Origin of the sequence: Thalassoglobus polymorphus, from assembly GCF_007744255.1 — a bacterium.
Taxonomy (GTDB): domain Bacteria; phylum Planctomycetota; class Planctomycetia; order Planctomycetales; family Planctomycetaceae; genus Thalassoglobus; species Thalassoglobus polymorphus.
Map to the genome: position 1 here is coordinate 5305130 of NZ_CP036267.1, position 11533 is coordinate 5316662.

The 11533-nt window shown below is 50.3% G+C and carries 9 protein-coding genes; 4 read left to right on the forward strand and 5 right to left on the reverse strand.

Annotation, left to right across the window (positions count from 1 at the left end):
- Positions 1 to 120 precede the first annotated feature (120 nt).
- From Mal48_RS19225 to Mal48_RS19235, 3 genes are all read right to left on the reverse strand, one after another.
- Complete coding sequence (locus tag Mal48_RS19225; protein ID WP_145203458.1) at positions 121 to 885, reverse strand: class I SAM-dependent methyltransferase; 765 nt, start codon at positions 883 to 885, stop codon at positions 121 to 123.
- Positions 886 to 1019: 134 nt separating this feature from the next.
- Positions 1020 to 2216, reverse strand: a complete 1197-nt coding sequence (locus Mal48_RS19230) for a DUF3419 family protein (RefSeq protein ID WP_145203461.1) — start codon at positions 2214 to 2216, stop codon at positions 1020 to 1022.
- Positions 2217 to 2558: 342 nt separating this feature from the next.
- Positions 2559 to 4649, reverse strand: coding sequence for an FAD-dependent oxidoreductase (locus tag Mal48_RS19235; protein WP_145203464.1), 2091 nt, complete (start codon positions 4647 to 4649; stop codon positions 2559 to 2561).
- A 75-nt stretch (positions 4650 to 4724) separates the two neighbouring features.
- Here Mal48_RS19235 and Mal48_RS19240 point away from each other — a divergent pair, with 75 nt between their 5' ends.
- The 3 genes from Mal48_RS19240 to rlmB all read left to right on the forward strand — a co-directional run bounded on the left by Mal48_RS19240 (position 4725) and on the right by rlmB (position 6689).
- Positions 4725 to 4931, forward strand: coding sequence for a hypothetical protein (locus Mal48_RS19240; RefSeq protein WP_145203467.1), 207 nt, complete (start codon positions 4725 to 4727; stop codon positions 4929 to 4931).
- 275 nt (positions 4932 to 5206) lie between these two features.
- The gene (locus tag Mal48_RS19245) at positions 5207 to 5770 is read left to right on the forward strand and encodes a nitroreductase family protein (RefSeq protein ID WP_145203470.1); all 564 of its coding nucleotides are present in this window, start codon (positions 5207 to 5209) and stop codon (positions 5768 to 5770) included.
- 190 nt (positions 5771 to 5960) lie between these two features.
- Positions 5961 to 6689, forward strand: coding sequence for a 23S rRNA (guanosine(2251)-2'-O)-methyltransferase RlmB (gene rlmB / locus Mal48_RS19250; RefSeq protein WP_145203473.1), 729 nt, complete (start codon positions 5961 to 5963; stop codon positions 6687 to 6689).
- Between the two features lie 123 nt (positions 6690 to 6812).
- On the opposite strand, the gene rsfS is transcribed toward rlmB, so the two are convergent.
- Both rsfS and Mal48_RS19260 read right to left on the reverse strand, forming a co-directional pair.
- Positions 6813 to 7244, reverse strand: coding sequence for a ribosome silencing factor (gene rsfS, locus Mal48_RS19255; RefSeq protein ID WP_231739728.1), 432 nt, complete (start codon positions 7242 to 7244; stop codon positions 6813 to 6815).
- A 325-nt stretch (positions 7245 to 7569) separates the two neighbouring features.
- On the reverse strand, positions 7570 to 10161 hold the full coding sequence (locus Mal48_RS19260) for a sodium-translocating pyrophosphatase (protein ID WP_145203476.1): 2592 nt from the start codon (positions 10159 to 10161) through the stop codon (positions 7570 to 7572).
- 442 nt (positions 10162 to 10603) lie between these two features.
- Here Mal48_RS19260 and Mal48_RS19265 point away from each other — a divergent pair, with 442 nt between their 5' ends.
- Positions 10604 to 11497 (forward strand): carbohydrate kinase family protein, encoded by an 894-nt coding sequence (locus Mal48_RS19265; RefSeq protein WP_197441836.1) that lies wholly within the window; start codon positions 10604 to 10606, stop codon positions 11495 to 11497.
- The last annotated feature ends 36 nt before the right edge of the window (positions 11498 to 11533 follow it).

An 11533-nucleotide genomic window follows, 5' to 3' on the forward strand; every position in this document is an offset into this window, starting at 1 on the left:
TAATGAGCGTAACAGACTCAAAACGATTCATGCAGGGTACAGCTACAATTCGTAAACGAAGAGTCCCGACGACGATCTAAAAATCTGAACGGCTTGAACCAACAACAGAAGAGTTCAGCCTCAATCTTGCCCAACGGCATCAACTGGCTTTTGCCCGATGAACAGATAGTGCGGCGCGCGGATGAATGGGAGATAAGGAATTTTCCCTCGCCGCTCATCGAGCTTCACCGTCTCAAATTTATTCAGCAGGTAAGGAATATGATCCGGACTTAAAAAGACGTTGTCCGAAGCGAACCATGGTTGCCAGAAACTGCGAGTCCCCCAAGGATGTTTCTTCAGTGCCTCATCGGGATGTTTTCGGGAAACGTAGAAGTCGACAACACCGATTTTCCCACCCGGCTTTATTAATGAGTAAGCATGATCGATCGCTCGAAACCAGTCCGGGATCATGGTGAGTGAATAGGAAAAGGTGACGACGTCCGCCTGCCCTTCTGCCGGAACAAACGTCGTTGCGTCATGGCAGACCGGTTTCACATTACCCCAGCCACGAGCGTCGATGCGCTGCTGAGCCTGATCAAGCAATGACTCCGAAAGATCAATCAGATACATCTGACTCAGCTTCTCGATGTCCGGCCCAATATGTTCTGCGTTCTCACCAGTTCCAGCCCCCAGATCAACCCAGACGCCTCCTTCTGGAACATTAACCGATTGAATCATTTCTTCGCGGCTGTGCAGCATACGACGCCTGAAGTCGTCGTAATTATTCGCCTGACCAGAATAGAAATTTTCCAATCGCTCCGCATGCGTCTTCCCTTTGGCCCGACGAACTGCCAGATGCCACAAGGTTTTCATGTCGCTAGCGACTGTTTTAATGGGATTCGCCATAGTGGGTATTGAGGTTCTTCAGAAATGTTTTGGATGAAAATTTCAAAGCAGGAATTCACCACGAAGTCGCAGAGAGACGGAGGTCAATGTCTTTGCTTGATTGCCAGAACCCGCACACCTCTTCGAAAGATGCTCTAAACGTTTAAGTCAGCAACGTAAAAACTTCCATAAGTGTTCACGCGGTCGATGGGATGCAATTCCGCTGTCAGCTCGGGGCGATAGCTGAGCAATTCACCCATCGTTGTTTTCTCACCGTTAACTGTCACTTCAATGGGATCAACAAAATCGACTTCCAAGCTCGCACTCCGCCAAATGACTTTTGCTCCCGGAGCTGCCCGATCGACGATTCCCTGCCATTCTGCGTTCAGGACATCCTTGGCGTTGTGGTACATCCAATCCATATGGTCGAGCAAAACAAATCGCGAGATCTCACCTTCATGCTGCTCCAAAAAGCCAAGCAGCGAATTCGTATGAGTCGTTACATTTGCTGAGATCGAGTCTCGCAGGTTCTCGAAGTTCTCTTCTTTTAAATACTCTGGGCAGCACTCTTTCGTGTATTCCCCGGTCAGGTACACACGCCAGAAGTAATTATCGTGGAGCGGAAGCTTTGCGAAAACGGTTTCGATTCGATCCACAATGAATTGAGCGATTCCTCCGGGGTAGCCGCTATCAAGTTGCTGACGCTGACTGCGAGGAACTCCCAGCATCGCCATGGTTGTATCGCGTCCCAACAGCCAGCGAACCATCGGTTTGAACAGAGACTCTTTCAGGTTTTGCTCGTAGAAAATTTCCTGTTGTTCTTCAACTGTTTTCGCATCCAGAATCTGATTGATCGACGAGCGAAGTTTGACCACTCGATCGACATATCCATTGACCATCCAGGCGAACAGCCCCGAAGTTCCTCGAAAGTAGAAACTCGGACGCCGACCGGTCCCTTTGAAGAACTTGCCGTGTCGGTCCCAAAACTTACGGGCCTGCTCCGGCAAATTCGGACGTAGTTTCTCGGCGTAGATTGAATCCCAATTTTCGAGTCGACCAGATCCAAACAGACTGAAATATGATTCATAGTCGAGATGCGTGACCGCAGTCTTTTTCAGCTCCAGCAGTGCGTTTTGCCGATAATTCATGTCGACAGCATAGACATGATTGGCACCGGCCAATGCGTAATCTAATGCATTACAACCTGCTGATGTAATGACAGCTACGTTGTCTTCAGACGTCAGTTCCAATGCCTTTCGATCCAGACGCGGATCTTCCCAACATTGATTGTAGACCAGGTTTTTTCCGTGAATCAGATTAAAACAGGTCCGACTAATACGTTCCAGCGGCATGGATGTCGATCTCTTGATGTTCTCAAAACGAATTCAGCCTCACCGTGGTGACATCTCTTTCTTCTCACCACTGAGGCAATGCAGAATCCTACACAAATTAAAATGAGATCGACAGTGACCCGTTTTGTAACATTCCCGAGCCGTTTTTCGTCTCATATCAGAGAGAAGCTGAAGGTAGGGAGACTTCGCAAAACGAACGCCCCCAAAAAAGAGACCCAAGAAGGAAACTGAACGCTCTAAGCATGTCTGGATAGAGCGTTCAATCCTCAAGATGAATTCCGACATGCCTGCTGGGGAACAAAGCGAAAGCCCTGTGCAATCAGCAGGCGAATCTCAGAATTCTCACTCCGCAGGCAGCAATTGCACTGCATCGATCACCACATAGCCATTGGTCTCTTTATTGCTGATCTCGACAGTTGCCGTGCCTGCCTCAAATGTGAGTGTCGCGACATTTGTGAAGGCAGCTTCCTGTGGCTTTTGCTTTTGATTCAGAGTGAAACGCTCGACCGTTTTCTGAGGCGAGGTGACCTGAATCGGGACATTGGTTGCGCGGTTTCCGTTGGCAGTATAGCCGATTCGAACGGCGTATTTCCCGGGCTTGCTAATCTTGAAGTTGAACTTCGCAACCTGTCCACCTTTATCGATGTTGCCATCGTGACGGTATCCAGCATCGACGAACGGCCCGGCTGATTGGCTGAAACCGGTGAACCCGACCAAGTCTGCCTTGTCATCATCGATCACAAGACCTTTCAACGACTTCAACGAAATCGACTTCGCTGGATCACGTTTCGGCCCTGTCCACTCCAGAACCTGTTTGTCGGCGATGAGTCGTGCTCGAAGTTTCTCAAAATTGATGTCTTGAACCGCGACATCTTCCTGAATCGCGTGCATCGCTGCGGTCGCTGATGATTGCCCCAACACCATAAAGACCGGTTCCATCCGAATCGATCCGAAAGCAATGTGTGAAGCACTCAAACAGACCGGAACAAGGAGGTTTTCGCACTCAGCTTTCTTCGGAATGATCGAACCATAATCAATCGGGTACGGAGAGAAGCCACCAATCTGGACATCTCCTTCATTACGGAGGAATCCATCCTCAGTGACATATCGTTGCACATTGTGAGAATCCATCGTGTAAGCAGCGAGGCTGACCGGACGTTTCACAACTTCACGACCCTGACAATGGTGTTGCGTCATCACCATTTCACCGATCATCCGTCGTGCTTCACGAATGTAAAGTTGCTGCTGCCATCCATCTTTGCGGTCGAACTCATCCTTGCATGTTCCCCACTGGCTGAGTTGCTTGCGGAGATGTTCTGGAACCCGTGGATGATTCGCCAACGACCACATGAGCCCCTGTTGATAAGAAAGATGCCGGGCAACAATTTGCTCTCGCTCTTCATAAGAAGCTTCGGGGTAGTCGTAGTTCTGTCCGATGAAGTCCGTCGAGAAACCATGATTGTTATTGGAGTCGGTTTTGTAATTCGGCATTGGAGAAAACGTCAGCGGGGCTGCTCGCTCCCCTGCTTCGAAGTTACGGAACAGCGCCTCATACATCAGCGGGTCGTAATCGCTCGGCTTCGCAAACGGAATTCTGTTCGGCTCGTGATTGGTCAGGCACATGCGAAAACAATATGCCTGTACGCGATGGTCCCCAGAGTCTTCAGCGCCTGGGCCAGTTGGATCGATCCCCGGCAAGAGTCCGCTGCCTGGATCACCTTTCTTGATATATGGGTCGACACCTTTCTGAAACTGATGATGTCGTGAATGTCGAACCTGCACACCGTTATAGGTTTCCCCGTACAGCGAGTTCGCTTCTCGACCGACCGTATAATCGACGCCCGCAACTGCGAGAAGATCACCTTCGTAAGTTGCATCAATGAAGATCTTTCCGCGAATCGTCTTTCCACTTTCGGTGGTCAGCGAGCGAATTCGCCCTTCTTGGATATCGACACCTTGTCCGATTTTTCCAACACCCGAGTTCCCGGTACGGTCGAGACGTTCTTGATAGAGCACGGGGATCTCGTACTCCTTCACGAAATCGTTGAGAACATCCAATGCCGCACTCGGCTCGAACGTCCACATGGTATCCTCGTTTTGACTTGAACGAGATTGACCAGCACTGCGATAGGACTCAGCTGACTGCAAGTTCCAACTGGAGTCCTTCGTGTAATAAGTTTTAATACGCTGGTAGAACTCGCGAGAAACTCCGCCAATCGCAGCTTTGTTTCCGATGTCTGTTTGTCCCAGCCCTCCGGTGGTCAGCCCGCCGATGCGATTGGTCGGTTCGATGACAAGAACAGTCCCGCCCATTCGGCGAACCTGAACAGCTGTCACAATTCCGGCAGCCGTCCCTCCATACACAACAACGTCGTACTCTTTCTCGGCAGCGTGAACCGAAGTTTCGCAGCTGCTGTAAATCGAAAAAGCCATTACCGCGCAACAAATTTTAAAGATCATTTTCGAATCTCTGATATCAAACAAGGCATTGGAGTCTTACAGATCAACATGCTCGCATGGTGCGCGCATGTTTGCAAAGGACTGGGGTTCCAGAATTTGATAGCCAAGGTTCCTGAAGTTGAAAGTCATAGCCCGGAATTTGCCCGTTTGATGCTCGATTCAGGAGTCTTGACCAGCGAAATGACATCGCTGCTTCTCTTTTGTCGTGGCTCACAGATTGAGGCAGGAATGATTCTGGCTGATCCGCTATCTTAGAGCATCTTTCGAATTGGTTTGCAGGTTCTGCCTTGTGGCGAACAGCATTTTTACTAGAAACAGTCCGAAAACCTCTGGAACAGTCGCTTTCCTCAAAGCTTGAGAGAGCAGTTTCAAGTTTCAGAATCAGTTCTAGAGAAATGCGTTCTTCACGGGCAAACGGTAGAGCAAACTGCTCTAAGTGCCAGCAAAGATTTCCCTACCGATTTGGTTTGGAAACAACCTGACAAGATTCATTGCTTTTGCCTGCTCAGCACTGAGGACATTTTAAGACGATGCCAAATCTGAATCATCATTTGATTTCCGATGTGATCCGTTCGCGACGAACGATCAATCAATTCGCTCCAGAACCTGTCCCGACTGAAATTGTATTAGAAGGTCTCGAACTGGCAATCTGGGCTCCGAATCACAAGCTGACTCAGCCGTGGAGATTCTATCTACTTGGTAAAGAAACTTCGCAGAGAATCGTAAACCTCAATGCTGAGATGGTTCAGGAATCAAAAGGACAAGAAGCTGCCCAGAAGAAACGTGAAAGGTGGTCCACCATCCCCGGTTGGCTCGTCGTAACATCTCAACGATCTGATGACGCGATACGCGACAAAGAAGACTACGCTTCCGTTTGCTGCGCCATTCAAAACTTGTCACTCTTTTTATGGGATGCCGGGATTGGCATGAAATGGACAACCGGCCCGGTCACCCGTAGCGATGAGATTTATGAAATTCTCAATCTGGACCGTAAACAGGAAGAGATCGTTGGAGTGATGTGGTATGGTTACCCGGCTGAAACTCCACAAATGAAACGCCGACCAGCATCGGAATTCGTGACGCAACTTCCGTAACTTTCACAGACACGACAAGCATTGAAAATGCCCTGAAAGCGTGGAGCTTCAGTTCCTGAATTCCAACTTCTGATTCCCAGCTCTAGAGCAGTTTGCTCTACTTTGTGCCCGTGAAGAACACATTTCTCTAATAAAAATGCTGTTCGCCACGAGGCAGATCCTGCAAACCAATTCGAACGATGCTCTAAATATGGCAACCCTGAAACTCACAAACCCACACAGCGTACTCGCGGCCTTAAAACATCGTCCGCAAGATGTGATGGAAGTTCATGCCAGTACAACGAAGAGTAGCGAAGCGTGGAAGGAGGCTGCAGAGACAGCAAGAAGCATGCGAATTTCGGTTCAGGAACCGATCTCTCAAGGAAATCGCCGTCGGCGCCAAAGAGACGAGAGCGGCCGAATCGGGACAACGTACGGTGTCGTTCGCGAGAAATCGAGCGTGACATTGGACGACCTGTTCAGCGATGCATCACCACGAGGTTTGTGGCTTGCGTTCGACCAGCTTCAAGACCCGCACAATGTCGGAGCCGTCTTTAGAACGGCTGCGTTCTTCGGAGTCAAAGGAGTCATCATGACGCAAGATCGATCAGCTCCATTGACTGGAACAGTTTACGACACAGCAGCTGGCGGAGTTGAAACAGTTCCGATCGTGATGCAAACAAATCTGTCTCGCGCGCTGGAAGTCGCAAAGAAGAAAGACCTCTGGGTCCTGGGTACTTCCGAGCATGCGGAAATGAAACTTGCGGAAGTCGATCGAGACCGGCGATGGCTACTTGTGATCGGCAACGAGGAAAAAGGTTTACGCCGACTGACGCAAGAAAACTGTGATCAAGTTTGCCAAATTCCGCCACTTGGAGAAGTGACTTCTCTGAACGTCTCCGTTGCAGCGGGCATCATGATGGCAACACTGACAGGTTGAGCGTCTCAGAGGTTGAGTGGGTCGTCGTAATAGAGAGTCGCTTCGCATTTTAGCGCGAAGCGACAAACTTTCTTATCCAAGCACTCTCGTGAGATAACGCCACGAAGTGATCTATATCAATAACTACGCGTTGTTGACAGCTGCCTGCCAGTCGACACGAGGGGCATCAGCCCAGAGATTTTCCAGGTCGTATAGGTTTCTCGCATCGGGCGAGAAGACGTGCAGGACAACATCACCGTAATCCTGGCAAACCCATTCGGTTTCATAGCCGGACGTACTGCGCCGTTGCGAACCGACATCTCTCATCGCATCGTCGGAATGGTCAGCGATTGCGTGAAGCTGCCGGCGACTTTTTCCAGTTGTAACCACGAAGTAGTCAAACAATGGAGTCACCTGCGTGAGGTCGAGCACGACTGTGTCCAAACCTCGATATTCATCGCAGACATTCGCAATTCGACAGGCGTTTTCGAGCGCTCTTTGAACCACAGCTTCCGAACGGATCGCTGTGACTTGGCCGTCTGTTTTGCTGACACGGGTTTGGGTGGCATTTGTCAATTCAGTATCCTTTCACTTGCAATGTGAGCTGGGCGAAAATCATCCCGCCAGCTTGGCTGTTGACTCTACCGATATTCTACGCATTTCGAATGCGATTCAGGGCAATGTTTTTGAAAGGGAGGAAGAAATCCTAATTTTCTTCACATTTTTCTAATTTTTTCCTGAAATCGGCCGAGTCCTCACATTATCAAAGGACACAAAGATTGGGTGAAATGTTCACCAAAGACGCATCTCCGCAGACTGATTTGTTGAGAATCAGTCCGAAAATCTCTGAAGTCTCTGATTTTCACTACCGCTGAAAAATGCCTCGCAGCAGTTACGCTGATCACAGATGCAGAGAAAATTGCACGATCAGTCCAGCGAAGACAATGCTGACGATGCTCATCAACTTGATGAGAATGTTCAGGCTTGGACCAGAGGTATCCTTGAACGGGTCCCCAACGGTATCGCCGACGACTGCAGCTTTGTGAGCGTCGGTCCCTTTCCCGCCATGAGCACCAGCTTCGATATACTTCTTTGCATTGTCCCAGGCACCACCTGCATTGGACATCATGACTGCAACAGCAAAGCCTGAGGTCAACCCGCCAGCGAGCATTCCCATGACTCCGCCAACACCAAGCACCATCCCGACCAAAACAGGCACAATGAGCCCCAATAGTGCCGGGACAATCATTTCTCGCTGAGCAGCACGAGTACTAATATCAACACACGATGCGTAGTCGGGCTCGCCAGTCCCTTCCATGATCCCTGCAATTTCATGGAACTGCCTGCGGACCTCTTTCACCATAGACTGCGCCGAGCGACCAACCGCTTTCATTGTCATTGCACAGAAGACGAACGCCAGCATCACCCCCATGAACATCCCGACAAGCACCTTCGGGTTCATGATGGTGACGTTATAAAAACGAACAAAGTCAGGCATCCGGGCGGTTGCCGTGTTGACGATCATGCCATCATCGACCAGTTCATCAATGTCGATCTGGACTGTCTCGCCGATTTTGGCTTCGTCACCAATGAGCGATTCTGTTTTTATCGCCTGATTCTTCGAAACTGGTTCATAGACAAGAAAAGCGGAGTTCTTGTTTGTGTCAGGTAAGCGAACTGCAAGGACTCCTGAATCGACGACGAATGCATTCGTCTTGTCTTCGTCCTCAGTCTGAGCGACAACAATCGGTTCCACCCAGCGATCAAAACCAACTCGGACCTCTTCCATGTAAGCCGCTAACAATGCGAGAGCCGTCAGTGCAGCTGAGCCAATCGCAAACCCTTTTCCAGTGGCGGCGGTCGTGTTCCCTAAACTGTCGAGAGCATCAGTTCTCTGGCGGACCTGAGGGTCCTGATCACTCATTTGAGCGTTGCCCCCTGCGTTGTCGGCAATGGGACCATACGCATCTGTAGCTAGTGTGATTCCAAGCGTACTGAGCATCCCGACTGCTGCAATCGCAACTCCGTAGAGTCCCATCGCAAACAGATCCGCATCTGCATAATGAAATCCGGTGCAGGCACCAAAGGCAACCAGAATCGCTGCGCCGACAACCACAATAGGAACCCAAACGCTGTAAAACCCTTCAGCGACACCCGCGATAATGACTGTTGCCGGACCAGTGACCGACTGGTCGGCAATTCTTTTCGTCGGTGCATAAACATCACTTGTGGCGTGTTCCGTCCACCAGCCGATCACCCAACCAGAGACCAGACCGGAGAGAATCGCGATGAGCACTCCGAACATTTCTGTTCCGTGTCGCAGTCCATCTGCAGCGAGTTGTTCAGAGACAGAATCCGAAGGCCGAACGAGCATCAGATAAACCATAATGGCCGAAACCGCAGCAACTCCGAGGCTGCTGCCATTGATGCCGGTTCCCAATGCTTTCAGTAGTTTCTTCTGATCAGCGTTCTCATCGGTACGAACGAGATAGATCCCCATAATCGAAAGGCCGATCCCTAAACCAGCCAGGACCATCGGCAAAAGCATCATCATCATTTGCATCTTGAGATGCCCCTGATACGCCGCCACACCGATGGCTGCCGATGCTAAAATTGAACCGGAGTATGACTCGTACAGGTCTGCCCCCATTCCGGCGACATCTCCAACATTATCTCCGACGTTGTCTGCAATGGTCGCAGGGTTTCTTGGGTCGTCTTCGGGAATCCCGGCTTCAACCTTCCCGACGAGATCTGCTCCGACGTCTGCGGCCTTCGTAAAGATCCCTCCACCAACGCGAGCGAACAATGCCTGGCTGCTGGCTCCCATTCCGAAGCACAACATCGTTACTGTAATTTCCTGGATTGTCAGTGTAGTCCCGAGCAAAGGGAAGACCCAATACAGCACAGCAAACCACATACAGATATCGATCAACCCCAGACCGACGACCGTCAGCCCCATCACCGCTCCACTACGAAACGCAACCTGCAAACCATCGTTCAGGCTGGTTTTACAAGCTTGCGCTGTACGTGAGCTTGCCAGCGTGGCGGTCTTCATCCCGCACCAGCCAGCGAGAGCTGAAAAGAAACCGCCCGATAAAAATGCGATGGGAACAATGGTTGACTGTGCTTTAAATGCATAAGCAAGCAGCAACAAGAGCGCGGATGTCACCACGAAGAAAATTGCAACAACACGATATTGCCGCGACAAATAAGCATCCGCTCCTTCACGGACGAAGCCGGCGATTCTGGCCATCGCCTCATCACCTTCGTCCTGCTCGACCATCCACTTAAAGAATCGATACGCAAAGGAAAGAGCAGCGATTGCTCCCCCAAGAGCGATGAGCCAGCTGACGATGACTCCCTCAGTTGGGACGTCATTCGAATCCGCCGCCAGAAGGGGCGACGCAGCAAAGATGGTGGCGAAACTCACAAGCCCGACTTGCAGACGCCTCCAGAGTGTCGATCCCGAAGCTCTGTCTTCATTGATGAACATCTACGATCCGCTCCTCGATTCCGCTTTGGCGTTCGTCATAACTTGCCAAAAACTAACACTGTAAATCTCGACACCGCACCATGATCAAAAAACTAAATCTTTTTGATCTCCAATACCCCAGTCATGAACTTCAGTCCAATCATGGAACAAAGAATTCAAGCCAAACTGAACCAAACTCATACACGTAGTTGGATGCGTCGCTCGTTGAGCAGAGTCTAGGCGGGTCGAAATTCAGCTGTCAATGAGCAGAATCAACAGAGCTGCATGTTGTGGAAGAAAATCTCAAAATTCTTCTCGACACTTCATGTTCGCCAGTTTGAAGGATTAACCTGTTGAACGAACTTCGACTGATTCAGTCATCGAGGAACCCTTCACGTTGCAGTGTCCTCGCAGAGCGCTAGAATTAATGAAAACACAAAGCTCGGAGCAAGCCAAGGATATCATGACTACTTCTCAAAATTCACCGATTGTGGTTGGGCTAGGTGAAATTCTCTGGGATGTTTTCCCCGATGAAAAGCGCCCCGGTGGAGCGCCTGCAAATGTTGCATTCCAGGTACAACAACTTGGCGGCCAAGGCGTGATCGTCAGCCGCATCGGGACAGATCCATCAGGGGATGAGCTTCTCGCGTTTCTTGAATCGAAAGGGTTGCAAACCTCCGCTATTCAGCGAGATCCGACAGCCCCGACTGGTCGCGTGACAGTTTCGTTCAATGAACAGAATCAACCAGAGTATGTGATTCACGAAGGTGTTGCCTGGGACAACCTTGAATTTCACGACGAACTCTCGCAACTCATGCAGAAAGCGAAAGCTGTTTGCTTCGGGACACTCGCGCAACGTTGCGAGAAATCAAGGACATCAATTCAACAAGCTGTGCGGGCCACATCACCCGACTGCCTGCGAGTGTACGACGTCAACATTCGCCAAGACTACTATGAGATTGCCTGGATTGAAGCCTCTTTAAAATTGGCGAACATCATCAAGCTGAACGACGAAGAAGTCGAATTGCTGGCACCTTTACTGGGGGTCCCGTCGGATTTCCAAGCATTCTCCAAAGAACTCATCCAGAAATTCGATCTCAATCTGGTTTGCATCACGCGTGGAGCCAATGGCTGCTTGTTGAGCAGTCAAGACGAGACTGTTGATGTCGCTGGCGAACAGATTCAAGTCGCTGACACCGTCGGAGCGGGAGACGCCTTCACGGCGGGGTTGATCGTTTCTCAGCTGCAAGGCAAAACACTGAAAGTTTCCGGTCAATTCGCCAACAAGGTCGGCGGCATCGTGGCCTCACATCACGGAGCGATGCCTGAACTCAAGGATGTTTTCGCGAATCTGTAAAGCCAGCAGGCAGAAATCAACCGACTTCGTTCGGCG

What these genes read in the sequence shown, in the direction of transcription:
- Mal48_RS19265 (WP_197441836.1), top strand. Translation starts at nt 10,604, where the DNA reads ATGACTACTTCTCAAAATTCACCGATTGTGGTTGGGCTAGGTGAAATT.
- Mal48_RS19235 (WP_145203464.1), bottom strand. Translation starts at nt 4,649, where the DNA reads ATGGCTTTTTCGATTTACAGCAGCTGCGAAACTTCGGTTCACGCTGCC.
- Mal48_RS19240 (WP_145203467.1), top strand. Translation starts at nt 4,725, where the DNA reads ATGCTCGCATGGTGCGCGCATGTTTGCAAAGGACTGGGGTTCCAGAAT.
- Mal48_RS19245 (WP_145203470.1), top strand. Translation starts at nt 5,207, where the DNA reads ATGCCAAATCTGAATCATCATTTGATTTCCGATGTGATCCGTTCGCGA.
- Mal48_RS19260 (WP_145203476.1), bottom strand. Translation starts at nt 10,161, where the DNA reads ATGTTCATCAATGAAGACAGAGCTTCGGGATCGACACTCTGGAGGCGT.
- rlmB (WP_145203473.1), top strand. Translation starts at nt 5,961, where the DNA reads ATGGCAACCCTGAAACTCACAAACCCACACAGCGTACTCGCGGCCTTA.
- Mal48_RS19230 (WP_145203461.1), bottom strand. Translation starts at nt 2,216, where the DNA reads ATGCCGCTGGAACGTATTAGTCGGACCTGTTTTAATCTGATTCACGGA.
- Mal48_RS19225 (WP_145203458.1), bottom strand. Translation starts at nt 885, where the DNA reads ATGGCGAATCCCATTAAAACAGTCGCTAGCGACATGAAAACCTTGTGG.